This is a genomic window from Sphingobacterium spiritivorum (assembly GCF_016725325.1).
Taxonomy (GTDB): Bacteria; Bacteroidota; Bacteroidia; order Sphingobacteriales; family Sphingobacteriaceae; genus Sphingobacterium.
This window is the reverse complement of sequence record NZ_CP068083.1, coordinates 4909656-4935780: the sequence shown is the minus strand read 5'-3', so window position 1 is coordinate 4935780 and position 26125 is coordinate 4909656. Positions and strand designations below refer to the sequence as shown.

Here is a 26125-nt window from a genome sequence, read left to right as displayed (position 1 = left end):
TAGAATTACAATCATGAAAAAAATAAAATATATATGTTTAGCAATCCTGTTTTCTTTGTCGCTTCTGCCACATGCACATGCGTGTGATATATGTGGCTGTGGAGTCGGTAGTTATTATCTAGGAATATTACCTGACTTTAACAAACGTTTTATAGGACTGCGCTATCAGCACAAGTCGTTGCTCACACATTTAGGGCCGACGGGGAACAGGACACCTATTACGGCAGACGAAACTTATCAAAGTATGGAGTTGTGGGGAGCCTGGAATATCGGAACCAAATGGCGTATCATGGCTATACTGCCCTATAATTTTAATACCAGATATATTAAGGGTTCCGGAGAAAAAGGTAAGAAAGACGGATTAGGCGATGTCGTGGTTATGGGGTATTATAAATTATTTGAAAAGAGTACCAGTACATCCGCAGATCAGCTGCTGGCACATTCACTGTGGATAGGAGGGGGTCTTAAAGCTCCTACAGGAAAGTACGATAATGCCGAACGTAGCGGTGTTTCTCAGGATTCGCCTAATAACTTTCAGCTGGGAACCGCCAGTACTGACTTTATGATCAACCTGGCTTATGATATCCGTCTCATGGATCTGGGGCTCAATGTCAATAGTACTTATAAACTAAATACAGCAAATAAATACGATTACCGGTATGCCAATAAGTTTACTGCAAATGGTCTTTTGTATTACAAATTCAATATAAGGAATCAGGTTCGTATTGCTCCGAATGCGGGTGTTATTTATGAGACTCAGCCTAAGGATGTCGTGTATGGTCAATATGATGTAGCTCAATCCGGTGGTTATTCGACCACTGCGGTAGCAGGAATAGAGGTGAATATCGGTAAAGTCTCTCTGGGCGGGAATTATCAGACTCCGATGGGGCAACAGCTGGCTGATGGACGTGCCAAAGCCGGGGATCGGTTTATGACTCATATTTCCTATAGTTTTTAACAAATATTTTAGGAATTCATAGCCATGAAAGCAACAAGTACGTTATATTTGATACTTTATTTAATGGTCTCTTGTATAGCCTCCTGTACTTCTGAAAATTCAAAATCAGGCATACAGAAAAATCAGGAAGAGACAGCGGATAAAAAGGAAGTACAGGCTCCAGTCCATGATTATCTGAGAGAAGGAAATAAGGGGGTAGGTGGTGTTAATCATTTTGATAGAAAACCATTTGATGCTCAATTGGCAGATCAGGGCAATAAGCTCTTTATAGTCAAATGTACTATCTGTCATGAAGTAAAGGAAGATAAAATCGGACCGGCACTCTATGGTGTTACGAAGAAAAGAACACCTGAATGGATACTCAATATGATGTTGACACCCGATCAGATGCTGGCACAAGATCCGGATGCTATATCACTGAGTCAGTCATACGACGGTATGATGACGAATATGGGACTTAACGAACAAGAAGCAAAATCTATTTTAGAATATCTGAGACAAGAGGATGCAAAATAAATAAGCTGTTAAAAACACATAATATGGAAAACAAGAACAGAAGAACCTTTATTAAAAATAGTCTTGGTTTGACAACAGGACTACTGATGACACAGGTATTGACCGGATCGGCAGTTCCGTCAATATTAGGAGGCGCAGATAAATTCCGCTTTGCTAAGGCAGCGTTGCCTTATGCCTATGCTGATCTGGAGCCGGCTATTGATGCACAGACTATGCAGATACATTACGAAAGACACTATAACAATTATGTGGTAGCTGCCAATGAAGCTATAGAAGCAGAAAAAGTGGATGTAAAGCAGGCACAGGATCTTTTGAAAAATATATCAAAGTATTCCGGCAAACTTCGTAATAATGCAGGAGGAGCCTATAATCATGAATTGTTCTGGTCGGTATTGAGACCTGTACGTACAGATAACAAACCGGCGGGCAGTCTGGCAAAAGCCATTGACACAGCATTCGGGTCATTTGATAAGTTTAAAGAAGAATTCACAAAAGCGGCCTTATCACAGTTTGGATCGGGTTGGGCCTGGTTGGTAGCTGATCAGGGTAAACTCAAAATCGGCGGAACACCTAATCAGGATAATCCGTTGATGGATATTTCTGCATTTAAAGGAGTACCTCTTCTTGGCCTGGATGTCTGGGAGCATGCTTATTATCTGCATTATCAGAATAAACGTGTAGAATATGTAAATAGCTGGTGGTCAGTAGTCAATTGGGATAAGGTTCAGCAGTATTTTGATAAATCCGCTAAAGGATAAAGAATAATACAGACGGGCACAATCGCTATCAGTATTTTTTCTAAACAGGTATAAAGTCGAGCTTTATACCTGTTTTTTTGTTAATTTCAGAAATCACTTTTCCTTGAGGAGTCGTTTTTTATATTCCTGAGGCGATTCTCCCATAAATTCTTTGAATACAGAACTAAAGGCAGAAAGACTATTGTATCCTACAGCATGCGTGATTTCGACGATCTCCATATTGCTGCTTTCTATGAGTTCAAGAGCTTTCTGCACTCTGACGGATTTGACAAATTGAAATATGGTGCTGCCTGTTTCTTTTTTTAACCATCTTGATAAAGTCCGTTCAGAAAGATGGAATTTTTGTGTAAGATGCTGAACATCAAGCGGGCCGTTGAAGTACTGCTGAATGTATGCAATTATTTCCCGTAAAACCTCCGACTCGGGGACAGGTACAAATAGTTTTAAAGGAGTAGAAAGAGTTACCGGAAGTATATGCTTAAGGGTTGAAATACAGGAATCTTGGAGTCCTGTATGTTTTGTTTCTTTCCAGTGTCGGAATCCAAATTGGAGGAACTCTTCTATGAAAGTATTCGGAGGGTATACGGCTAAAGTGTAAAAAAAATCAGAATGGATTTCATTTTTTTCGGACTCCAAGAATAAGGTTGTCAGTTTGATTTGTTTGGATTTCGAAATTAACTTATACACTGTACCTGCAGGAATCCACGCATAATACTTATCCGGGATATACAGTACATTACTTTCCGTATGCAGGTAAAGTACATCATTCTCAGGGGATATCAACTGATTCAGCTGATGGTGATGAAATGTGGTATTCAAGAAACTAAATAGTCGGATATCTAATGTACCATCCGAAAAATTAGACAAACTGCCCGCAGTTTGCATAGATAATCTGGACATAGTAAGCTGAATTAAAGTCTATTTTGGGAAATAGCTGTGTATAGTTGTGTGATCAATTGCTTACATAAATATAATTAATTTACGGAGAAAGGAGAATTTGATAATAAGTTTCAGGGCTTGCTGATCAAATGGTCTAAACCTAATCCGTAAGTAATTTCAATCATCTTAAAAGTTGATTTTACAGGATTGCAATTCGAATAATACAGGCATTTTCCTGCATAGGAGAAGCGCTTGTTTTTCGATAACTAAGCTTATCTTTATGTTCTCTAAATGGAATGTAGGCTATATGGAACATCAAATTTCGATTCTTAATCTGGAAGATCTTGTAGAGCATGTGAATGCTAATGTAAGGATAAAGGATTATATTGTTTTTGATACTGACCGGGATAATCTGATGATTAAAGTCAATATGTGGTACAAAGCCAATTATTCAGGAATAGTGCTTATTAATGAAGGGAAAGGAAGTTTTACTGTAGATGATAAGTCATTTGAAGTCAAAGCCGGTGATATTATTTATACGGTACTTCGTGAATCTTTTATCATTGATTATATTTCCGCGGATTATAAAGCTAAAGAGATATTTTTCTCTAATGAATTTATTAATGATGCCGGTTTCAATTATAAGTCCAATGATATGCTGAGGAGGTTGACGGATCACCCCTCCGGTGTTATTGAACAACAGAAGGCTTTGTTCAGAAGACTCATGTTTCATATGGAAGAACTGGCTGAGCTAAACCAACCAGATAGCGATAATTATTATTTCAATGAAATGATCTGGCATCATTTTTCTCTACTGATGTATGAAATCGATAATTACTTTAAGAAAAATGAAATTAGCCAGTTTCTTACTTCCCGGGAGGAAGAGATAACTACCGGATTTTTCGCACTTGCACGTCAGCATTTTGTACAACATCATGATATTCAGTTTTATGCAGATCAATTATGTATCAGCAGAAAATACCTGAGTCGTGTCATCCGGAAGACAATGTCCAAAACTCCCAGAGATATTATCAATCAGATTCTGACTATAGAAGCTAAATTATTATTGCGAAATACAAATTCGAACGTGAGCCAGGTTGCTGAGCAACTTAACTTTTCAGATCAGGCTGTTTTCAGTAAATTTTTTAAAAAGCATACCGCACAAAATCCTTCAGATTACAAACGGGATGACTTGTTCTGATTAGTCTGTTTTACCTCTTTACAGACTGTTGTCTTTTTGTCATATTTGATAATTAATAAGTTAAGATTTCTTGTTATTTTGGGTTGTTTTACAGTTTTAATTTGATTTGTTAGCCTTTTGTCACGTTTGAAAACGTAGGCGACTTTTAGACAAATTTTGGCGACTTCATTTTTTTCTGCAGATTTTTTTAATCTTCATTTTTGGCGTTGATAAAAAAATCTCTATATACATGAATCAGCTTTCCGTTCTCAAGTCCTCCGGACTTATCTTATCTCTTTTACTGATTATTGGTTGCAAACAGAAGAATCAGGATCAGTCTTATCTTTCACAAGTAGCCGAGCTTCCCGTAGGTATTATACAAGCTGGAAATACAGATATGTATTCCGAATTTACTGCTGCTATAGAAGGTGTATCCAATATTGAAATACGGCCCCAGGTATCGGGATATTTAAATAAAATCCTTGTTGACGAAGGAGATTATGTCCGTGCTGGACAGCTGTTATTCCGGATTGATGATCGTCCGTTTCTGGAACAGTTAAAAAATGCACAAGCTTCATTAGCAGCATCAAAGGCAAATCTTGCAAATACTTTGCTCGATCTGGACCGTAAAAAAGAATTGCTAAAGAGCAAAATGGTTTCAGATCTTCAGGTGCGTGAGGCTGAATCTGTATATGCAGCCTCACGGGCAAATGTACAGCAGGCTCAGGCTGCAGTAGAATCCGCCAGGATCAATGTTAACTTTTGTAACGTTACAGCTCCTGTAAGCGGATATATCAGCCGTTTTAATTATCGCTTAGGTAGTCTGGTTGCACCGACTAATGCTGATGCACTCACATTGCTTTCGGATATCCGGGAGGTATATGCTTATTTCAGTATGGGAGAGAATGACTTTCTTAACTTTCAGGAGCAGTATGCGGGTAAAAGTATAAAAGAAAAATTAAGTCATACCCCCGCTGTATCCCTGTTGGTATCCAACGGTACAATCTATGACAATACAGGTAAGATAGATGCTGTTGAAGGGCAGTTCAATAAAAGTACAGGATCTATTACATTACGTGCAAAATTTGATAACCCGAATACGATTTTAAGAACAGGTAATACCGGAAAGATCCGTATACCGCAGCAGTGGAATAATGTTGTATTAGTTCCTATTGCTTCCACAATATCCATTCAGGATAAAAAATATGTTTTCTCAATTGATAAGGAAAGCAAAGCAGTACAGATTCCCATTGATATTTCAGGAAAATCCGGAGATAATTATATGGTTTCAAAAGGGTTGTCTGCCGGGGATCAATACATTATAACAGGGTTTGACCGCTTACAGCCTGGTATGCCTGTAAAGGCAAAGAAGACGAATAATTAATACAGCCACATCAATTTTCAGTTCAGTAAAATGCTAAAACAAATTATAAAAAGACCCGTATTGGCCACAGTTATATCCGTGCTGCTGGTCATATTAGGAGTGGTGGGTATGTTGACGTTACCGATTACTAAATTTCCGGATATCGCTCCGCCTACCGTCAATGTCATGGCGACATACCCGGGCGCTAATGCCGAAACTATTGCACGCTCTGTAGCTCCTCCTCTGGAAAATGCTATAAACGGAGTGGAAAATATGGATTACATTACATCTACAGCAAGTAACGATGGTACGCTGTCGATAACTGTAATCTTTAAACTGGGTACAGATCCTGATCAGGCCGCCATCAATGTACAGAATCGTGTAGCACAAGTGACCAATCAGTTACCTGCTGAAGTGGTACAAAGTGGTATTACCACGTTAAAAAAGCAAAACAGTATGATCGCCATGGTGACGCTGACCAGTACGGACGGTTCACTGGAAGATCTGTTTTTAGAAAACTATGCAAAAATCAACGTGGTACCTGAACTGAAGCGGGTCAAAGGCGTAGGAAATGCGATGGTATATGGTAATAAAGATTATTCAATGCGGATATGGTTAGATCCACAGAAACTTTCTGCCTACAATCTTACACCTGCAGAGGTCAGTCTCGCTATACAGAAACAAAACCTGGAAGCTGCTCCGGGCAAATTCGGAGAGCGTACTACCGAAGTGATTGAATATGCATTGCGCTATCAGGGCAAATTTACAGATCCGGAGCAGTATGAGAATATTATTATTCGGGCCTTTAATGATGGTACTGTATTGCGTTTGAAAGATATTGCAAAGGTGGAGTTCGGAGCTTACAGTTATCTCGTCAGTTCGAGAGCCGATAAAAAACCTGCAGTTACCATGGCCCTCTATCAGATGGCCGGTTCAAATGCAAATGAGGTACAAAAAGCAATGATGGACAAACTGGAGCAGCTGGCCAAGACATTTCCGGATAAAATGGAATACAATATTCCATACAGTACCAAAGAGTCACTCGATCAGTCCATCAGTCAGGTCGTTACCACTCTTATAGAAGCCTTTATTCTGGTGTTTTTTGTGGTATTTATTTTCCTGCAGGATTTTCGATCCACTTTGATTCCTGCTATTGCAGTACCTGTATCTATTGTAGGAACATTTTTCTTTATGAATCTTTTTGGGTTTTCGATCAATATTCTGACCCTCTTTGCTCTTGTTCTGGCAATTGGTATAGTGGTGGATGATGCAATTGTTGTCGTAGAGGCAGTACATGCTAAAATGGAAAAACGCAAGCTGAATGCACGTGCTGCTACGGTTTCTGCAATGAGTGAAATTTCAGGAGCTATTATCTCTATTACACTGGTGATGTCTGCTGTATTTGTACCCGTAGGTTTTATGAAAGGATCTACAGGACTTTTTTATCAGCAATTTGCACTTACACTCGCTATTGCGATTGTCATTTCGGCTGTTAATGCTTTGACATTAAGCCCGGCATTATGTGCATTATTACTGAAACAGCATCATGCACATGATACTGGCAGCAAACCGGTGGGATTTAAACAGCGCTTTTTTATTGGGTTTAATGCTGCTTTTGATAAAATGACTTTCCGGTATGGGAAGGCAATTCTACTGCTGATCAAGAGAAAGTGGATAGCATTTTCAGGAATGGGAATTATTGCAGCCCTCTTTATATGGATGTTTATGACGACACCTACTGGCTTTATACCGGATGAAGATCAGAGCTTTATTGTGGTGACAGTTAACCTTTCACCCGGAGCTTCTCAGGACAGGACAAATGCTGTCGTACAACATGTCGAAAAAGTATTAGGTGATCATCCGGCAGTGGACCGTGTCATGGCAGTGACGGGTTTGAATATGATGAGTTCTTCTATGTCTTCTTCGGCCGGAGCACTGTTTGTCCGACTTAAGCTTCCTAAAGAGCGTGGAGAAGTGAAGCAGATTGAACAGGTGATCGGCGGGATTCAGGGTATGCTGTCTGAAGATAAGCGAGCGTCGTTTCTGGTGCTGAATATGCCTACTGTAGACGGATTTGGAAATACCAGTGGTATGGAGCTCGTCCTGCAGGATAAGGGTTCCGGCGATCTCAATATGTTCGGGCAGACAGCCTATGCTTTTATGGGAGCTTTAATGCAGCGGCCGGAAATTGCGGTTGCATTTACAACATTCAATACCGGATTTCCGCAGTACGAAGTCGTAGTTGATGAAGCGAAAGCATATCAGCTGGGGGTCAGTCTCGCAGATGTATTAAGTAGTATGCAGGGGTATTATGGAAGTATGCAGGCTTCAGATTTCAACAGATTCGGAAAATACTACAGGGTACTGGTGCAGGCTTCTCCGGAATTTAGAAAAGATCCGTCGTCGCTGCAGGGAATTTTTGTTAAGAATAATAAAAATCAGATGGTACCTGTAAGTACGCTGGTCACGTTGAAATCTACTGTAGGGCCGGAGGTAGTGGATCGTTTTAATCTGTTTAATGCCGTAAATATGACGGTAATGCCTAAGCCGGGGTTCAGTACCGGACAGGTTATGAAAGCGATCGATGAAGTGAGTACACAGGTGTTGCCTTCTACGTATACTTACGATTATAAAGGGATGAGTCGTGAAGAACGTGGTTCCGGAGCTCAATCTATATTAATATTTGGATTATGTATTGTATTCGTGTATTTCCTGTTGTCAGCTCAATACGAGAGTTATGTTCTTCCATGGTCTGTACTGATCGCCATTCCTTTAGGTTTACTGGGAGTCTTTGTCGGAATATCATTTGCTGAAATATCCAATAATATCTATGTGCAGGTGGCATTAGTCATGTTGATCGGTTTGCTGGCTAAGAATGGTATTTTGATTGTTGAATACGCTATTCAGCGCAGACGGGCCGGTAAAACTCTGGTCGCTTCAGCAGTTGAAGGAGCAAAAGCCCGGTTGCGTCCTATATTGATGACATCTCTTGCTTTTATCACAGGTCTGGTTCCATTGCTGTTTGTGACAGGTCCTTCTGCTATGGGGAATCATTCTATAGGTTTTGCTGCTGTGTTTGGCATGTTGTTCGGTACCGTCATTGGTATTTTTATCACGCCTGTTTTATTTGTGGTATTTCAGTATATACAGGAAAGAATCAGTGGCAAAAAAATAGCAGAAGAAGACTGGGAATATTAATTATTAATGAAGAAAAACATGTTTACATCAATATTAAGAGTGAAAAGAATAATTATTCCGGCTTGTATACTGCTGTATATCACGGCCTGTTCGGTACAGAAATATGAAAGAGCAGAGACTCATCTTCCGGTGCAGTACAGGGGAACGGATAGTACTGCTGTAGCAATGGATAGCACGGATAACATTGCCCGGATCAATTATAAAGACTTTTTTAAAGACCCTGTGTTGATCCGTCTGATTGATAGTGGATTGGTTCGCAATTATGATCTGTTGATCGCTGTAAAGCAAATTGAATTTGCATCTCTCGGATACCGGCAGTCGAAATTAGCAAACCTGCCAAGGGTAGACGCAACGATAGGGAGTGCTACCATTAACCGGCCTTCTGACAATAGTATGAATGGCATGATGGCGGGGCAGTTTCTGGGCGATCGCTATACACAGGACTATAACAGTGCTTTGTCGATTTCATGGGAAGCCGATATCTGGGGTAAAATCCGGGGGGCCAGACAAGAGGCATTGATGAGTCTCTTAAGTACAGAGGAAGGGGCTAAAGCTGTACGAATCCGATTAATCTCGGAGATTGCACAGGGGTATTACAACCTGTTAATGCTGGATAAGCAATTGAATATTACACGGTCCAATTTATCCTTCGCTGACAGTGCTCTGACCTTGCTTAGTAAGCAGTACGAATTAGGATTGATTCAATCACTGCCGGTCGAACAACAAGTCGTATCGAGGACTCAGATCTTAAAGCGTATTCCTGTTATTGAAAATGCCATAGTCTTACAGGAGAATGCTTTGAGTGTGTTGACAGGCAGATATCCTGATATAATTGAACGGTCTTCGGGGCTGGATAACAGTGATCTCTCTTCTGAGATCGAAGCCGGAATTCCTTCCAATTTGCTAAGTTATCGTCCGGATGTGAGAGGAAGCGAACTGGAGGTAAGGAGGAGTCTTACTGCTGTACATGTGGCCAAAGTGAGTATGTATCCGGCCATTAATATTACAGCACAAGGCGGACTGAATTCTTTCCGCTCCAGTAATTGGTTTAATATTCCGGGATCTTTATTTGGAATGATAGGAGGAAGCCTCAGTCAGCCGGTTTTCAGAGGTAAGCAGCTGAAGACACAATATCAGCAGTCTCAGGTCAGTTTTCAGCAGGCTGAACTTCGGTTTAAGCAAACGGTTCTGAATGCAGTGGGCGAGGTTTCTGATGCGCTTTCTCAACTTCAAAAGCTGGAAGAGGAACAGCAGATTACTGAGCAACTGGTTGTCAAAGCCGGAGATGTGGTCAATCAGTCATTGACTTTGTTTAAATACGACAGAGCTACTTATCTGGAGATTATTCTTGCGCAGACGAACAAACTGCAGGCGGAGCTGGATCTTGCTACAGTCCGGACAAACCGTATGCAGGCGTATACCTGGTTATATCGCTCATTAGGAGGAGGAAGTCTTTAAAAGGGTGTATTGATTTTCCTATACAACATATCATCTGATCCGGTCTGCGAAAGAGGACAGGTCAGATTTAAAACTTTGAATAATACTGTTTAAATTGTTATAAAATGATTGTCTTAATTTTTGCTACAAATATTCAACGAATCAATAAGGAGTTAAAGATTAAATTTAATGAGATTCTGGACCTTGTTTCCTGGACGGTAGATCTGGAGGATGTCGATAAAGTATTGCGGATAGAAGCAGAACGTGATATCAGTCGGGAGATTGCAGATTTGTTATATAAGACAGGTTATCGTTGCCGGAGATTATATTATTAAACGGTAGAAATACTTCCGGTCCTTCCCCAAAACAAAAACAGGTATGAAAATTTTTCATACCTGTTTTTTGCTATATAAGAACAGAATCCGCAGTACCTGATAGATGTACTGGTTTAGAAAATCAGGACTAGTATAAACTGGGTTAGGGTAGGTGTAGAACCATTCACCTGTATCAATTCCCGGTTTTGAATGGTTTCAAAATAAAAAAGAATATAGTAACGACTTTCATTAAACGGGGTTGGTTTGAAATTTAAGGATAAGAAAAAGGGCCCTGAAAGGGCCCTCTTCAAATTATAGGTTAACTTTTAGGTATATCATATCGGTACACCTTGACTCCTCCGTCAATGATTGTGGAGAGGTAAGGAATTCCATCAGCTGAAATTTTCATTTCCAGTTTATCTCCGTTTTTAGAGGTAAGCTGAGTAGGAGCATTCCAGTTATTGGTGTCTTCATTAAATGTGCGCACGACCAGGCCATTGTTATTGTCCGAGTAGGCAAAAAATACAGTACCGTTCGGATGGACGGCTACAGCGATATTATCTCTGGTAGCAGTACTGCTGGTTGTCTGTGCTATTCCATCTCCGAACTGTTTCCAGCTGGTTCCGTTCCAGTGCATGACATAAGAGGCATAGCTTGGTGAATTCACCTGATAAGCGACATAGATCTCTCCGTTTTTATCAATATCCATATCAATATTAATACCTCCCGAATTAGCTCCGGCCGGGCCTATATACGGCGTACCAACCACAGTCCAGTTACCGTTTCTGAATTTATAAACAGTAGGTTTACGGGTAGCCGTACCGCCTGTGAGATCCATAGTAACATAGTAAAGATGATTGTCTTTTCCTCTTACCATTTTGGCATAGAATCCGGTTGCGGAAGGGGAAAGGGTCTGACCGGACCATGTACCATTTGCATATTTACTGATATAGGTTGCACGGTTTGCCAGTGGTGCAGCTGCAGCTCCCAGTGTATAACCCAGGAATGGTGTATTTACAGAATCCAGTGCGACAAAGAAATAAGAAGAAACACGGTGTCCTGTAAACTGTTTATTTCCTACAAAACTCCATTGTCCATTCTCATATTTCTTTACAGATCCCAATTGTGCATTTGTACCGTCATAATCTTTATACGCTACATAGACAACCCCGTTGCGGTCAATGTCTATAGATGCGCCGTCTATACGATTGTCAGATATACCGGTCGCAGGACCAACATTGACCCATTTGGTACTGTCATAAGTCGCTACTACAGCTTTTCTGTTTTCAGGTGTATTGCTGTCCGTGAGCGTGTATACAAGATAAGGAAGGTTGTTAAACTGACTCACCATCAGTTTCACTTCTGAAGCACGTGCAGCGCCGATGACATCTCCAAGGCTCATTTCACTCCATACCGGAGCTGTCAATCGTCCTACTTTTACCGTAAACTGGTCCGGAGCTTCTGACTGCTCATCTTTCAGTTCGAACACGACGTCCTGTTCGTAGTTTTGCTCATTCTTACCGGAAGTCTGTGCAAGTCCTCCAACCGTTACTGTAGCTCCCTGAGAAGTGGTATAGCGGGCTTTCAGTTTGGAAATATCAGCATCTACAGGCAGGTCTACAGTGATCTGTAATCCCTTGATAGTCGCTTTATAATCTTTGAACAGAAAATCCGGATTATCTTCTTTGTAAAATCCGAATGATAAAAAGGAAGCATTTTTTAAGGCGTATACAGTGTAAAAGGACATCCCTCCCGGAGAAGAAAAGCGATACGTTGCTGTATCAGCCAGATTAATCTGACTGATACCGCTTTCCTGAACAGTGTTGCCTACAAATGCTACAAATTTCTCGCTGTTTACTGTAAAACTCGGAATGGCCTGATTGATGTCAATACTGTTTGGAACACGGATAAACACATCATTGCCCTGAATAGTTCCTTCTACACGGTTGCTTAATCCCGGATTGGAAGCAGGTTCAAATGTATAAGATAACAACTGGACATTTCCTACGGTGTCCTCCTTTTTGCAGCTGCTGAAGATCCCGGTCAGGATCAGCAGCAAACATATTGTTATAGGATATTTTTTCATTTTCTTTGGTTATTTATTGGTTTCAGGCAATAGGATTGCTTTCACCCGTGAAGCACCTATTACTTTAGATTTTATTCTGTTACTGATATCCGACCCCGTAATATTATCCAACAGCTCATCATATTTTGTGAAATAATCCCAGTTGGTGAAATTATAATACAGGTGGTTTCTTAGCTCTGCACTCCAGAAAGTTTCTTTCTCATACTGCTTTTTATAATCCTGTTTCAGCTGAACTTTGATGTTCGCCAGTTCCTCTTTGAAGTAGGATGGATCTTTCGCAATTTTATCCAGTTCAACACCGACTTGTTCAATAAGAAAATCTGTACGGGCAGGTTCACATGTAAAAGTAACACGTGTACGCATCAATGGAGTGGGGAAGGATGTAGCACTGGTGCTGACCCCCACGCCGTATACTCCGGATTGTTCTTCTCTCAGGTTTTTTCTTAGTTTCACCTTGAGAACTTCTTCCATCAATGTGTTTTCCATGATCTCTCTGATGCTGTAATTCAGGTCTGTTGTCTGATAGAACAGATTGACAGTGGCTTTCTCTGCCTCGCCGGCATACATCAGGATATCGCTGTCATCTTTAAGGCTGTAATTAGGAATACGTTGTGTATGATCAATCGCTTTTCCCGGCAATCCACCCAAATAAGTTTCCACATCGCTTCTGATACTATCCGGATTAAAGTCACCGATAATGACAAACTCAAAATCGCGGGCTGAACCGAAACGCTTATGATAGACATCCAGAATCTGGTCAAATTGTAGCTCTTTTTGCAGACGGTCTGCATCAATCTCACTAGCTTCTGTGTCGTCAGAACCAATCTTACGGCTTATTTGCTTATTGTATTCTGCTGTAGGTGTATATTTCCGGTTTTGAGTCGCTTCTACAGAACGCTTTTTGATATTGTCAAATACAGCCCGATCTGCTCTCGGTTGTGTCCATTTCAGATAGAGCAATTCAAACATTGTTTTGATGTCTTTCATATTTGCACTCGCTGCAACACCTTCACGGTTTTGAGAGAGTACAAATGTAGCCGATGCTGAATTGTCAAGCAGATATTTGGTAAGTGCCTGTCTGGTAAAATCTCCTGCTCCGCTTGCACCAATTATATTTTTAGCGTAGACTGCATTTACATAATCTGTTGTATCTAATGCTATGATTCCCCCTTTTCTGAATCCGGTAAGCTGTATATGATCTTTGCGGCCACTGGATGGTCTCAGGTATACGGTGATTCCATTGGACAATACCCATTTGCGCAGACCGACTTCTTTAATGAAGGTGGAATCTATTATTTTTCCGGCTACAGGTGTGCTTTTTAACAGGTGATCCGGGACAGATATCTGGTCTTTCCAGACTGGTATCTGAGCTGACCGGATCGTATTGAACATTTCCTGAAGCTGTGCTTTTGAAGGCAGCTGATCTTTCAGGCGATCCGGTCCGGATAACATTATAACTGTATTGCCTGTAATCAGTGATTGTTTCAGATACTGAACCAAATCGGCTGAATCAATAGAAGCCTGTATCTTAAGAGCTGTCTCCTGACGATATTTGCGATCCATCAGCGTAGCATCAGTAAAGAAATTGTTTTTCATATCAGCCAGTAACCCTGTCGCATTGATCGTTTCATCACGGCTTTCCAGGCCTCTTTTTATTTGTGCCACAAATTGTTTTCTGAAATCTTCAATTTCTGAATTTGTAAAGCCGTAGCGTCTTATACGTTCATTCTCCAGCATATACTTGTATATGCCGTCCTTTATATTGTCTTCATAAAGAGTGGTACCTCCTGATGATATACCGCTATGTAATAACAGGTCGGACAAAGACATAGAGCCTTCCTTAAAGTCGTTCTGTAGCTGGGAAAGACGTTCAAATCTCTTTTTTACAAGATTATTGACAAAGGAACGTCTCAACGAAGATTCGAACTCTTCCATTGTGCGCACACCTTTGTCTGCAGGGATTTTTGTGACGTATGAAAAGTCTATCGTTGTCGCCTCTTTATCTGTCAGTATAGAATACAGCGTATCTGCATGCGCCGGAAGATAATAGGCTTCCCGTTTAGGGGCATGTTTAGGATTTTTTGCTTTTCCGAATACTTCTTTTATCAGTTTTTCCGTTTTCTTCAAATCCTGATTAGTCACTATTCCGATTCCCATCAGTTGAGGACGGTACCAGGTTGTATAGAAATTGACGATAGTCGGACGTTTGAAATGATGCAATACATCCAGTGTACCAATAGGTTTTCTTTCTGCGTATCTGGAATTGTTAAAGATCAGGGGAAGATACTGATCACTCATACGGGATGACGCTCCTTGTTTGGTTCGCCATTCTTCGATCACGATACCTCTTTCTTTTTCGATTTCGAGGGAATCAAAACTGAGATGAAAAGCCCAGTCCGCTACAATGCTAATGGCTTTGTTGAGGTTCTGTTCATCTTTGGTATCGATGGTGATTTTGTAGATCGTTTCATCGTATGAGGTATGCGCATTCAGATCCGCTCCAAATTTGACACCCAGAGATTCCAGAAATGTGATGACTTCATTTTTCGGAAAGTTTTTGCTGCCGTTAAAGGCCATATGTTCCACAAAATGCGCCAGACCTCTCTGATCTTCATTTTCCTGCAGAGATCCTGCATTTACAAACAACTGCAGAGCGGTTTGTTGAGTTTTGGAATCACTCGGATACAGGTAATACTTAAATCCGTTTTTTAATTCTCCTTTTACGAGTTTGGGATCTTGCTGCAGTTTTTGTGCAGACAGAAGTGATGAACACGCTATGCACAGAACTGTGGTGATGATATTTTTTAAAGGATACTGCATTTTATAATGTTTTGGTAATCGTTAACTGTGACTGTCTTTTATCTGGTCCGGGATATCCGATCAGTATATTTTTGTCGTTTTCTGTCAGTTTAATTTTGAGTGTGTTGTCTTTCGTAGGATCAATAGCATGGTTGATCCACCGGATACGGATTGTCATTTCAAAAAATCCGGGTTTGAAAATCAATTGTCTGTTTGCATCCAGCAATTCAAAATCAACCCCTTCTTTCAGACCATCGCCTACCAGCACCTGGTAGGTGAGTGTGATCGGATCATATTGCATTTTTGAACTTAGATTAACTTTATATTCCACGGTTTCATTACGGGTGGACTGTACATTGACAGCATCCAGATTATTAACATGGATATAGAAGAATGGCTGGTCAAACGGTTCCATTTTATTTTCATCACAAGAGATGTAAAATAAAGACAGGAGTAAGAAAGCGGTAGTATATATTATTTTTTTCATTACTGTCATTTTTATTGATTAACGGTTGGGTTTGGCTGCATCAGAGGATTTATATCCAGTTCTGATCTTGGTATTGGCATGACGAACCTGTCATTCGGATAGGTCAGCTGACACAGATTTGAAGTACAGCCCGTTCCTCTGTTAAGAGATTCTTTATATCTCATGATATCATAGATACGTTGATTTTCAAAACCCAGTTCTTTTCTGCGTTCCAGTTTGATGATTGCGAATAATTCCTCCGGAGTGGCATATGTTATCGTGATCAGATCTATAGAGACATTACGTGCACGGGCTTGCAGGAGCTTGATATCTGATACGGCTTCCGTATAGTTTCCTAACCGGAAGTTAGCTTCTGCTCTGTTGAGATAAAGTTCTGCCGAACGTACGACTTTCACATTCAAAGGCCAGTTATCATTGATGACACCGTCCTCTTTACCATATTTGATACTTCTGTAATAATTAGTAGCAGGATCGATCTGAAGCATTGTTTTTCGGATATCCTGATCAGAGAATAAGGAAACATAATCCGGAGCCGCATAATACTGATACTCTACAGGTTCTGAAAACAGATGCTGAACTGTACCTTTTGCATATTTCTCCAGATTGAACTGCCATATCACTTCAGATGCAATGGAAGAATAATCTGTACGCTGAGCAGTTGCTGTAAACATTTTTTTATAATCTGCTGAGCTCACCAAAGGGTATTTATTCGGCGTGATCAATTCTGATGTTTGGTTCACTACGTTCTGATATTGCCCCATGTATAAGTAAATACGTGCTCTCAACGCTTTAGCAGCATCTACAGATGCATATATTTTAGTTGGGACATTAGGATTTTGGGAAAGTAACTGAATACATTGTTCAATATCAGCCAATATCTGCTCATAAACAGCACTAACCGATTCTCTGGCTACATGTGTTCCCGCAGGTGGTGTTTTGAGGAGGATCGGAATTCCCAGGTGTGAAGCATCCGGACTGTAGTTGTACTGCTGTGCATATATATTAGTCATGTCAAAGTTGCACAGTGCACGTAGCAACAATGCCTGTCCCAGTATAGATGTCGCCTGTGCCTTGTCTATACTTGATTCCAAAAAAGGTTCTGCACCGTTTATGATGTTATTGATATTGTTTAGTGCAGCATACCCATTTCCCCACATTAATCGTGTAGCTCCGGCTTCGTCCTGATCATTGGCTACATAATTAAATTCTGTTTGCATCACCGGACTTGATATCCCTGTCCTGAAAGCGACATCATCTCCCCTCAAATCTCCATAGACTCCATATTCATTCATATGATATCTGGCCATCAGATTATAAGATCCGTCAAGCGCATTTTTTAATCCGACTATATCCCTGAAAACCTGTTCTTTTCCCAGTTTTCCGATTGGGTCGACCTCAAGGAATGATTTTCCGCAGGACGATAATATAAGTGTTGCAGCAATGCTGCTATATAATAGTAATTTCATAATTGTATTCTTTAAAATGCAACATTTAAACCGAGTGATATAACAGTTTCCTGTGGCATTCCTTCAAAGGAATTTTTATAGGTATTTCTGTCACTGTTTCCGTTAGGTACCCACATAAAAAGATTATCTCCCTGTATATATGCTGATGTTGTTTTCAAACCAATTGCTTTTGTCCAGTTACTGGTCAGATCATACGCTAAACTCACATTCTGAAGTCTTATATTGCTGGTACCCATCAGATAGCGTGTAGAATTTAAGGTAGAACTGGTCGTCAGATTAGATAATCTTGGCGTCAGGGCCAGATATCCCGGATACTGCCAGTGATCCAAGATATTGACAGACTGGTTTCCGCTCAGGATATTTAGTCCGTCTGATTCGTTATTACGTGCCAGCCTGTTGAAGGAAAGTCCGCCTTTGCGATAAAGAACAAGGAAGGATAGATCAAATTTTTTGTATTTGATTCTATTGGTAATACCTCCGTAAAAATCAGGATTCGGAGAGCCGATAATTACCCTGTCATTTGCACTATACGTTTTGGTGACATTGCCGTTGATGTCATACCACATAGGATCACCTGTTGCGGGATCTACGCCAGCCCATCTTACCAGATAATGTGAACGGGAATCGTAACCTTCTGTCATAATAGTCGTGCCGGATGAGCGTTCGAAACCGTCATAAAGTTCTAGAACCTTGTTTACGTTATGGGAAAGATTGAAGGACGTACTCCAGTTGAAATTTTCCTTTTCAATGTTGATTGAGTTTATGGAAACCTCCACACCTTCATTTTTTAATTTTCCTACATTGCGATATACGGCACGTTGACCTACGGTCATAGAAACAAGCGCATTGTTGATCAGATCTTTGGTGATGTTGTTATAATATTCTACGGCTACATTGATTTTTTTATAAATACGGGCATCAATACCGGTATTGAACATGTAGGTTTTTTCCCAGCGCAAATCCTCATTGATACCTGTGGTCATGATGGCACCGGTATTTCCTCCATATCCGTAATCTGCTGAATAGGTGTATATTCCTTTACTCAGATCCGATCCGAATCTGGAGTTACCTGTTGTTCCGTAAGAAGCTTTTAATTTAAGGAAATCTACAATCTTACTTTTCCAGAACTCTTCCTTACTCACTGTCCAGGCAGCACCATATGAACCAAAGGTTCCCCATTTAACATTTTTACCGAAGTTGGAATCACCGTTTTTTCGTAACGTTCCGCTGAACGCATATTTGTCGTTCCAGACATAGTTAAGATAGCCGAAGTAGGATAGAGAGGTCTTGTCATCTCTGGAAGTTGTCCCTCTTCTGTTGGTCTCTGCTACGAAAGATACTTCACGGATATTATCATTCGGGAAATTGCTTCCTGTAGCACTTACGCTGTGGCGTTGCGTCCGGGTCGCTTCCATACCCAGTTTAGCGCTCAGACTACCTTGCCATAACTGATTGTCATAGTTCATGGTATTGGTCGTTACCCAATTGGTGACCTGCGTCTGCTGACGTTGTGCACTTCCGTTTTCAGACTGACCGGACAGGTTGTACATGGATTTGTACTGGTCTTCGTTGGAGCTTGTGTAGTTCAGACCACTGTTGTTCCGAAACATTAGTCCTTTGAAGAGTTGTATATCTACACCTCCGGAGGTAAAAGCGTCCAGAGTCTTCTGTGTCCAGTCGTTCTGTGCAGCTTCTGCAAGACTGTTCATCAGTCTGTTTCCTCTTTCGTCTCTCAATGCAAAATCCCCGTTTGGAAGGTAAGGATTTACAATAGGTACCCCCAGATAATACTCATCGCCTACAAGAAACAGGTTGTTGACATTGTATGCACCACCCACTATAACCCGTGCCGTGATTCTCTTACCGATTTTGCTTTCTACATTACTCTTCAGACTGTATCTTTTGGTGTCATTGGCTATGGTTGTACCTTTCTGGTCATATATCCCTGCTGAAAGGTAATAACTGTTATTTTCACTACTACCTGATACCGAAAGGTTGTGCAGTTTGGTCACTCCGGTTCTGAAATACTCATCATACCAGTTTGTATTCACGGTAGGATCGAACATTGCAATATCCTTAGACATACCCATATCTTCTATAATCTGACGATATTGGTCACCGTTCAGTACTTTGAATTTGGTGTCATTGATTTTTTGTAATCCTCCGCGGAAATTGTATCCGATACGTGTCGGTCCTTTCCCTTTTTTTGTAGTGACCAGGATTACTCCGTTAGATCCGTTGGCTCCATAGATGGATGTGGCTGTCGCATCTTTCAATACGGTGATAGATTCAATATCATCCGGATTCAGATAGGTGAGGGGGCTTATACTCACATTCAGACCGGGCGTCATATTGGTGGTTCCGCCAGTATAAAGCGGTACTCCGTCAAGCACCCATAACGGTTCGTTAGACGCATTCCCGTTTGGAGCTGAAGATTCACCCCTGATACGTGTGCTGAAGCGGCTTCTCGGTGAGCTGTTGTTTTGATCCTGAGCCTGAAATTGAACACCGGGTACTACACCTTCTAACAATGCATCTATTCTTAATGCCGGTCTTTTTTCCAGATCTTTTGATGTCAGCGTAAAGGCACTACCTACCTGATTGGCTTTGGTTTCTTTAGTCCCGTATCCCGTCACAATTACCTCATCCAGGTAGTCATTACTCTGTTCCAGCACAATATTAAGAGGAACGCTCGTATTTGTTACCGTAACTTCTTTTTTCTGAAAACCGATGTAGGAGATTATCAACGTGCTGTTTTTCTCTGCTTTAATGTTAAATTCACCGGCATTATTGGTTTTGACAGCATTGGCTGTGCCTTTTACCTGCACAGTTACACCTACCAGACTGTATGGGGTGGGATTATCCGTATCTTTCAGTAAGATCTTTCCGTTTACATAGCTGTCCTGTTTTACTTTAGTTGTAGCATGGAATAAGGTTATGGTCTTATTTACTATTTTGTATGCCAGATTTTCTTCTTTGGCAATTTTTTCCAAAGCCTGATTGATGGTCGCATCCTCCAGTTGGATTGTTAATCTTTTGTTGTCTACGACATTGTTTTCATAGAGAAAGAAGTATCCCGATTCTTTCTCCAGTGTTTGTAATACATTGCGTAAAGACTGGTTTTCTGCTTTTAGTGTAATGCGCTGCGCAAAGGTATTTGCTGATGCCATGGTAACCATTCCTAAGGTGAGAAAGGTTGCCATATTTACAGGCAGCAGCAGAGCCCTGACGATAGCTAAACTTTTTTGTAGAGGTTTAGATTTCATATAAATGATTTAGTGATTATTTTGAGTTTTTAAATTCGATGCTAACGGTGCGGTCTTTGATTTTGAAACTGCCCCCTGATACTGCACTTAACATATCCAGTACATCAGACAGAGAAGAATTTCGCTGTATTTTTCCGGTATATAATTTTTCCGGTACAGGGCTTTGGTAATCAAGCTGTACATTATAAAACCGGGAGAGATTGGTAAGTATGTCTGTCATATTCTGATTGGAAAAAGAAAAGATAGATGAAGTCCATTCTTTGCTAATGCTTTGATCTTCCTGTTTGGATTCCAGTCTGCCAAGCTCGTTGATGACCGCTTGTCCGGGAAGAACAATTTCAGATTGTACAGGAGTATTTAAGGCAATCTTACCTTCATACAGATGAGTTACATTGGCTTCGTCATGATAGGCTTTGACGTTAAATTTAGTGCCCAGAACACGTATTGTCTGATTGTCTGAAATTACTTCAAAAGGAACTTTTTCATTTTTGGCAACTTCAAAATAGGCTTCTCCAACCAGTTTGACCGTTCGGGTTTGTTCATTGAATGCCGGCATAATAGTTAGTTTAGATCCAGCATTCAGCCATATTTTTGTTCCGTCATTCAGTACGAATTTATAGAGTTGTCCCTTTGCTGTGGATAGTGTCAGCAGCTGTTCACTTCGGTTTTTCTGATAAGCAGTCAGGTTATCGAAAGCATTGGAGTCTAAAAAGGCTTCCATCGTTGAATTAATCTGTTGCTGTTCTCCATCGGTGTAATTGAGATGTACTCCGGCCTGAATACTCAGATCTGCAGGCTGGTCAGGGTAGAGACGAAATGCAAGGTATCCCATAACAAGAAGGGCACTTGCTGCGGCGGTTATTCTGAAATACACAATCCGGCGTAATGGCTTCTTGTCCTTACGTCTGGTTATCTCTTTCAGAATCCGGTTTTTTATTTCTTCTTCGTCTGTCGCAGCATCTACTACAGCACTTGAATCGTCAAAACTAGTATACCAGTCGGTGATAATAGTACGATCTGCAGGTGTGGAAATTCCCGAATTAACTTTTTGTATAGCGTCTTGTACTTCTTTAGGAATGTGCATAGATGTTTAAGTTGTTCAGTGATATAGTACACGAACTCTTCAACTACGCACGATTTAAATTGAAAAAAATGCAAAAAAAATAATTGTTTTTACAACTTTTCGTAATATTTTGAGCACTTTGCTGATTTGATTTTCAACAGTACGGGGGGAGATATCTAATTTGTCAGCGATTTCTTTACTGTTCAGATGATCCTGTCTGCTGTATCTGAAGATAAGCTGCGTTTTTAATGGTAATTTTTCTACTTCCTGAAAAATTAATTCTTTTACCCACTTGTAATGTAAAACTTCATCCAGATTATAATCTTCTAACTGATCGAATAATCCATATTCGTTTGTGTAAAGATGCTTCTGACTTTTGTTGATATGCTTTATGATGGAAAATTTGGTTGCCTGGAATAAATAGGCCTCAAGGTTGCGTATATTCTGGGGTTGTGTATGCGTCCAGAGGGATAAAAAAATATCCTGAACCAAATCTTCTGCAATGGCAGGTTCTTTAATACGGTTTAGACATATTGCATAAACAACCTTCCAGTGCCTTGTGTATAATTCGGTAAATGCAGTATGGTCTTTTTCTGCGAGATATAGTAATAATTCGGAATCTGGAATAGATTCGTAAGCCTTCATTCTTCTGACACCACTTTTACGACGCTAATATACGAAGATTAAACAGTTATCTGAAAAGGGGTAATGACAACTGTTCTATTTATTAAGAGCTGTTCCTGCTAATTTTGTTTCCTTATACGTATATACATTGAATGGATAGCACCATTTGGCAAGGTACTTAGCTGTAAAGCTTGTGACCGCCATTGGAATGAAGAGTAAATAGCCTCCGGGGACAATGCTGCAGATTAAAAACAGAGCTGTCAGCGGAGCATGAATAGCCGCTGATAAAGTAGCTGCTGCTCCGAAAAGTGCAAAATTCAACACAATAAGTTCGGTTCCCAGATAGGTATTGCACAATTGCGCAACGAGGACACCTAAAAAAGCTCCTGCGACTATGCTTGGCGCAAATACTCCACCGTCCCCACCTGCACCTAATGTGAGAGAGGCGGCAAGAGGTTTTAGAATAACTAAAAGCAGCACTGTGATTCCGAACGGAATTGTGAATGATTGCTGTGTACCCATTTTAATAATCTCATGAAGACCATGGTAGCTGTCTCCATATAAATAAGGAAGAAAGAAAATCAGAATGCCGACTGTGACAGCACCCAGATTTACCCTTAAAAAATTGTTACGGATACCTCCGAACAGCTTCTTTGCATGTATGACAATCTTTGTAAAATAGAGTGCGAGTATTGCGCCTAAGATTCCGACTCCGATAATATAAGGCAGAGCTGCCCAATTCCAGGTCTCTACGGTATAGGGGAGCAGTCGTTTATTGTCAATCAGATAGATAAACAGACTTGCGATCAACACTGAACTTGTGCAACTGATTAAAATGGATCTGCTAACTTTGCGTGCGATTACTTCCATTGCAAACAGCCAGCCGGCAACCGGACTGCCGAATAAGGTGGCTACTCCAGCGGCTACTCCTGCACAGATCAGTTCATTTTTATAGGCAAATGCTACTTTACTTTTTTTATGAATTGCATTTCCAACTGTGGCTGTCGCCACCACTGTAGATACTTCGATTCCGGTAGAACCGCCGAATATAACCGTAAGGAAGCCATTAAAGTAATGAGAAGGGATCTTGAACAGAGGAAGATGATCTTTGCGTGTCTCTAATGTTGTGTAGATTTCTTTTATACCCTTATTCTGCCTTTTTTTGAACGCATATTTTCGCAGAAAATAGATAATTGTTATGCCGATTGAGGGTAGTATAATATACAGGAAAGGAGAGATCTGTCCCGTTTTTTGAAATATTTTATGCTGGTAAGTTTCCGTCAGATGTTTTAAGGAATCAGCCAAAAGAGCGCTGGCAAGACCAACAAACAGAGATGCAACAATAAGTTTGAGGGAGTTATACAATACAATTTTTGTTCTCATTTTTTTTATTTTATCCTCAGAAAGCGGGGGAGAGACTACAAATTTATCAGATAAATTATCCGAATCCAAATGTTGTTTTATGGATCACCCTTTATTCTTCAATTTTTCTATGTAAGTAGTGCTGTAGTATACAGGCAGGTTTTTTTGAATGTATTTCTATGGAATTCCCCGTTTTTTATCATCCTGTTAGTAACAACATATATCCGTTCTGAAAATGATCATAACGAATGCTAACCTATTAAGACAGACATGCCGATAATATGAACCGCTATAATATGAAGAAAACAACCGTCCTTACTCTATCTTTTGGTATGCTTTTCGCCTTACTGACAGTAGCCTGTCAATCTGATATTCCAAAAGAAGAATACAGGAACTATACTGCTACGCATAAGAATGTTAAAGCATATATGAATTTAAGACTCGGAGAAAAAACATTCCATGGCAAATACCGTATAGTTTTTCCTGGCAATGCAATTGACTCCGGTGAAGTAAAAGGCAAAGTCCTTAATGATACCTTAATGGGAGATTATCGTTATAAACAGTACGGCTGGAAAGAAATGAAGATAAGACCTTTTATTCTGCTTCACAAAGGAGATTCTCTTATTCAGGGTACGGGCATGGAATTGCTGTATCTGGGTGTTTTCTATTTTGCCCCCGAATCTATCAGTTTTGAAAATCCCCGTTTTGTCTTTTATCCCGACCATTAAGCGTTGAGGAACAGGAAGACCGGACAGGTGATTGTAGGTCCGGTCTGTCCCGTTTATCAGAATTTCAATTTCTCTTCCAGTAATTCCAGATGCTGGTCTGTGAAATCCAGATGTGTGACAAATCTGACCAGATATTTACCGAACGATACACAGTGTACATCGAGATCTTTTAGTTTCGCAACAAAATCCACCGATTCCATTACTTCAGATAATTCAGCCAGCACAATATTTGTTTCTACAGGATATACATTCTTAACGTATGAATTCTGAGAGAGGATACGGCCAATTTCTTTCGCTCTGCGGTGATCTTCTTTAAGCAGAGCAATGTGATGATCTAACGCATAACTTCCTGCTGCAGCGAGTCCTCCGGCCTGTCTCCATCCGCCACCCATTACTTTTCGGAAACGTTTGGCTCTTGCAATCACAGTAGAGGTACCTATTAACAATGAGCCTACAGGGCAACCAAGACCTTTGGATAAACAGATGGATATACTGTCAAACACTTGTCCGTAATCTTCAGGTTGTTGATCTGTTTCCACCAATGCATTAAACAACCGGGCTCCGTCCAGATGTAAGATAAGTCCCTTGCGGACACAGACTTCTTTTATTCTTTTTATTTCCTCAAAATCGTAAATACTTCCTCCACCTTTATTAACGGTGTTTTCTAAGGATACCAGACTCGTTATCGGCTGATGGACATCGTTTGGGTTATTGACTGCATCTTCAACCATCTCTGCCGTGATCCTGCCACGGTCACCATCTAATGGTCTGACCGAAGCAAAGGCATTCAGTGCTATACCTCCACCCTCATACAGATAGATGTGTGATAACTTATCACAGATGACTTCATCTCCGGGTTGTGTATGTACCCGTATGGCAAGTTGGTTCGTCATAGTACCTGTCGGACAGAATAGTGCGGCTTCCATTCCAAACATTGCTGCAACTTTTTTCTCCAGTTGGTTCACACTGGGATCTTCACCGTACACATCGTCTCCGAGTGCAGCATTTTCCATTGCTTCCCTCATACCTGCGGTAGGCAAAGTAACGGTATCACTTCTTAAATCTATTCTCATAATGTTGTATTTGATTTGTTCTTGAGCACCATAGCGCGTTGCATAAAACTTTGCTCTGCTATTCGTTGCTCGGTTTCCTGTATAGCCTGAAGCAAATTATTTTGATTATTGGTTATTTCTGTCAGCACGGTAGTCATGAGGTCCCATACTGGTTTCATTTCTGCAATTAATGTAGAACCTTTAGCTGTGAGTTGCAATAGACGCTTGCGTTCATCGATTTTGTCTTTTTTAGATCGAATCAGTTTTTGAGCCTCCAGCTCTTTCAGCAGATTAATAGTAGAAGGGTGGGTGTAACCGATTTCACTGGCGATCTCTACCACACTTAAGGTACCTTTGTGAAATAAGGTATACATGACCGGGAACCATTTCGGTTCAAAATCAATATCAAATTCTTTATATAATAATGTTCCTTCTTTGCGTAATTGTTCACTCAGACGTTGTAAACGAGTTGATAAAGCCAGTATTCCCAGACTATCTATTATGTTCATTGTATCTTTTTTAATGTCAGTGTATTAATGCAAAATTTATTAATATACAAAACTACGTAGTTGAATACATATATTTAAAT

At 40.5% G+C, this 26125-nt stretch carries 20 protein-coding genes; 9 read left to right on the top strand and 11 right to left on the bottom strand.

Going from position 1 to position 26125, the window contains the following annotated elements; all coding sequences use genetic code 11:
- Nucleotides 1–13: 13 nt before the first annotated feature.
- From I6J02_RS20750 to I6J02_RS20740, 3 genes are read left to right on the top strand one after another with little or no spacing between them, the layout of a single operon-like run.
- Nucleotides 14–958: a transporter gene (locus tag I6J02_RS20750; RefSeq protein WP_201679664.1), complete on the top strand. Its 945-nt coding sequence runs from the start codon at nt 14–16 to the stop codon at nt 956–958.
- 24 nt (nt 959–982) lie between these two features.
- Nucleotides 983–1474: a c-type cytochrome gene (locus I6J02_RS20745; protein WP_236582204.1), complete on the top strand. Its 492-nt coding sequence runs from the start codon at nt 983–985 to the stop codon at nt 1472–1474.
- Nucleotides 1475–1497: 23 nt separating this feature from the next.
- Nucleotides 1498–2232 carry a superoxide dismutase gene (locus tag I6J02_RS20740; RefSeq protein ID WP_201679663.1) on the top strand — a complete coding sequence of 245 codons (735 nt, stop codon included), beginning with the start codon at nt 1498–1500 and terminating at the stop codon, nt 2230–2232.
- Nucleotides 2233–2325: 93 nt separating this feature from the next.
- On the opposite strand, the gene I6J02_RS20735 is transcribed toward I6J02_RS20740, so the two are convergent.
- Nucleotides 2326–3132 (bottom strand): helix-turn-helix domain-containing protein, encoded by an 807-nt coding sequence (locus I6J02_RS20735; RefSeq protein ID WP_236582203.1) that lies wholly within the window; start codon nt 3130–3132, stop codon nt 2326–2328.
- A 286-nt stretch (nt 3133–3418) separates the two neighbouring features.
- On the opposite strand from I6J02_RS20735, the gene I6J02_RS20730 reads away from it, so the two are divergent.
- The 5 genes from I6J02_RS20730 to I6J02_RS20710 all read left to right on the top strand — a co-directional run bounded on the left by I6J02_RS20730 (nt 3419) and on the right by I6J02_RS20710 (nt 10624).
- Complete coding sequence (locus I6J02_RS20730) at nt 3419–4312, top strand: AraC family transcriptional regulator (RefSeq protein ID WP_201679662.1); 894 nt, start codon at nt 3419–3421, stop codon at nt 4310–4312.
- A gap of 229 nt (nt 4313–4541) precedes the next feature.
- Nucleotides 4542–5675, top strand: a complete 1134-nt coding sequence (locus tag I6J02_RS20725) for an efflux RND transporter periplasmic adaptor subunit (protein ID WP_201679661.1) — start codon at nt 4542–4544, stop codon at nt 5673–5675.
- Between the two features lie 30 nt (nt 5676–5705).
- Nucleotides 5706–8852, top strand: coding sequence for an efflux RND transporter permease subunit (locus I6J02_RS20720; RefSeq protein WP_201679660.1), 3147 nt, complete (start codon nt 5706–5708; stop codon nt 8850–8852).
- A gap of 39 nt (nt 8853–8891) precedes the next feature.
- Nucleotides 8892–10310, top strand: coding sequence for an efflux transporter outer membrane subunit (locus I6J02_RS20715; RefSeq protein ID WP_201679659.1), 1419 nt, complete (start codon nt 8892–8894; stop codon nt 10308–10310).
- 104 nt (nt 10311–10414) lie between these two features.
- Complete coding sequence (locus I6J02_RS20710) at nt 10415–10624, top strand: hypothetical protein (protein ID WP_201679658.1); 210 nt, start codon at nt 10415–10417, stop codon at nt 10622–10624.
- A gap of 298 nt (nt 10625–10922) precedes the next feature.
- Here the strand turns inward: I6J02_RS20710 and I6J02_RS20705 are convergent, their stop codons facing one another.
- From I6J02_RS20705 to I6J02_RS20670, 8 genes are all read right to left on the bottom strand, one after another.
- Complete coding sequence (locus I6J02_RS20705; protein ID WP_201679657.1) at nt 10923–12689, bottom strand: hypothetical protein; 1767 nt, start codon at nt 12687–12689, stop codon at nt 10923–10925.
- A gap of 9 nt (nt 12690–12698) precedes the next feature.
- Entirely contained in the window at nt 12699–15509 is a 2811-nt protein-coding gene (locus I6J02_RS20700) for a M16 family metallopeptidase (RefSeq protein ID WP_201679656.1), read from the bottom strand.
- 1 nt (nt 15510) lies between these two features.
- Entirely contained in the window at nt 15511–15975 is a 465-nt protein-coding gene (locus I6J02_RS20695) for a hypothetical protein (protein WP_236582202.1), read from the bottom strand.
- Between the two features lie 11 nt (nt 15976–15986).
- Entirely contained in the window at nt 15987–17441 is a 1455-nt protein-coding gene (locus I6J02_RS20690; RefSeq protein ID WP_201679654.1) for a RagB/SusD family nutrient uptake outer membrane protein, read from the bottom strand.
- Nucleotides 17442–17452: 11 nt separating this feature from the next.
- Entirely contained in the window at nt 17453–20707 is a 3255-nt protein-coding gene (locus I6J02_RS20685) for a SusC/RagA family TonB-linked outer membrane protein (protein ID WP_201679653.1), read from the bottom strand.
- A gap of 16 nt (nt 20708–20723) precedes the next feature.
- Entirely contained in the window at nt 20724–21791 is a 1068-nt protein-coding gene (locus I6J02_RS20680; protein WP_201679652.1) for a FecR family protein, read from the bottom strand.
- 54 nt (nt 21792–21845) lie between these two features.
- Complete coding sequence (locus I6J02_RS20675) at nt 21846–22415, bottom strand: RNA polymerase sigma factor (protein WP_201679651.1); 570 nt, start codon at nt 22413–22415, stop codon at nt 21846–21848.
- A gap of 75 nt (nt 22416–22490) precedes the next feature.
- Complete coding sequence (locus I6J02_RS20670) at nt 22491–23777, bottom strand: chloride channel protein (protein ID WP_201679650.1); 1287 nt, start codon at nt 23775–23777, stop codon at nt 22491–22493.
- Nucleotides 23778–24052: 275 nt separating this feature from the next.
- Between I6J02_RS20670 and I6J02_RS20665 the strand changes: the two genes are divergently transcribed.
- The gene (locus tag I6J02_RS20665; RefSeq protein ID WP_201679649.1) at nt 24053–24484 is read left to right on the top strand and encodes a hypothetical protein; all 432 of its coding nucleotides are present in this window, start codon (nt 24053–24055) and stop codon (nt 24482–24484) included.
- A 56-nt stretch (nt 24485–24540) separates the two neighbouring features.
- On the opposite strand, the gene I6J02_RS20660 is transcribed toward I6J02_RS20665, so the two are convergent.
- Both I6J02_RS20660 and I6J02_RS20655 read right to left on the bottom strand, forming a co-directional pair.
- Nucleotides 24541–25557, bottom strand: a complete 1017-nt coding sequence (locus tag I6J02_RS20660; protein ID WP_201679648.1) for a threonine aldolase family protein — start codon at nt 25555–25557, stop codon at nt 24541–24543.
- Nucleotides 25554–26045, bottom strand: a complete 492-nt coding sequence (locus I6J02_RS20655; RefSeq protein ID WP_201679647.1) for a MarR family winged helix-turn-helix transcriptional regulator — start codon at nt 26043–26045, stop codon at nt 25554–25556. Before I6J02_RS20655 ends, I6J02_RS20660 begins: the two co-directional genes overlap by 4 nt.
- Between the last annotated feature and the right edge of the window lie 80 nt (nt 26046–26125).

Coding starts and splice junctions, on each gene's coding strand:
- I6J02_RS20655 (WP_201679647.1), bottom strand. CDS start 26,045: ATGAACATAATAGATAGTCTGGGAATACTGGCTTTATCAACTCGTTTA.
- I6J02_RS20705 (WP_201679657.1), bottom strand. CDS start 12,689: ATGAAAAAATATCCTATAACAATATGTTTGCTGCTGATCCTGACCGGG.
- I6J02_RS20675 (WP_201679651.1), bottom strand. CDS start 22,415: ATGAAGGCTTACGAATCTATTCCAGATTCCGAATTATTACTATATCTC.
- I6J02_RS20750 (WP_201679664.1), top strand. CDS start 14: ATGAAAAAAATAAAATATATATGTTTAGCAATCCTGTTTTCTTTGTCG.
- I6J02_RS20740 (WP_201679663.1), top strand. CDS start 1,498: ATGGAAAACAAGAACAGAAGAACCTTTATTAAAAATAGTCTTGGTTTG.
- I6J02_RS20700 (WP_201679656.1), bottom strand. CDS start 15,509: ATGCAGTATCCTTTAAAAAATATCATCACCACAGTTCTGTGCATAGCG.
- I6J02_RS20680 (WP_201679652.1), bottom strand. CDS start 21,791: ATGCACATTCCTAAAGAAGTACAAGACGCTATACAAAAAGTTAATTCG.
- I6J02_RS20685 (WP_201679653.1), bottom strand. CDS start 20,707: ATGAAATCTAAACCTCTACAAAAAAGTTTAGCTATCGTCAGGGCTCTG.
- I6J02_RS20730 (WP_201679662.1), top strand. CDS start 3,419: ATGGAACATCAAATTTCGATTCTTAATCTGGAAGATCTTGTAGAGCAT.
- I6J02_RS20710 (WP_201679658.1), top strand. CDS start 10,415: ATGATTGTCTTAATTTTTGCTACAAATATTCAACGAATCAATAAGGAG.
- I6J02_RS20670 (WP_201679650.1), bottom strand. CDS start 23,777: ATGAGAACAAAAATTGTATTGTATAACTCCCTCAAACTTATTGTTGCA.
- I6J02_RS20745 (WP_236582204.1), top strand. CDS start 983: ATGAAAGCAACAAGTACGTTATATTTGATACTTTATTTAATGGTCTCT.
- I6J02_RS20725 (WP_201679661.1), top strand. CDS start 4,542: ATGAATCAGCTTTCCGTTCTCAAGTCCTCCGGACTTATCTTATCTCTT.
- I6J02_RS20660 (WP_201679648.1), bottom strand. CDS start 25,557: ATGAGAATAGATTTAAGAAGTGATACCGTTACTTTGCCTACCGCAGGT.
- I6J02_RS20690 (WP_201679654.1), bottom strand. CDS start 17,441: ATGAAATTACTATTATATAGCAGCATTGCTGCAACACTTATATTATCG.
- I6J02_RS20735 (WP_236582203.1), bottom strand. CDS start 3,132: ATGTCCAGATTATCTATGCAAACTGCGGGCAGTTTGTCTAATTTTTCG.
- I6J02_RS20720 (WP_201679660.1), top strand. CDS start 5,706: ATGCTAAAACAAATTATAAAAAGACCCGTATTGGCCACAGTTATATCC.
- I6J02_RS20695 (WP_236582202.1), bottom strand. CDS start 15,975: ATGAAAAAAATAATATATACTACCGCTTTCTTACTCCTGTCTTTATTT.
- I6J02_RS20665 (WP_201679649.1), top strand. CDS start 24,053: ATGAAGAAAACAACCGTCCTTACTCTATCTTTTGGTATGCTTTTCGCC.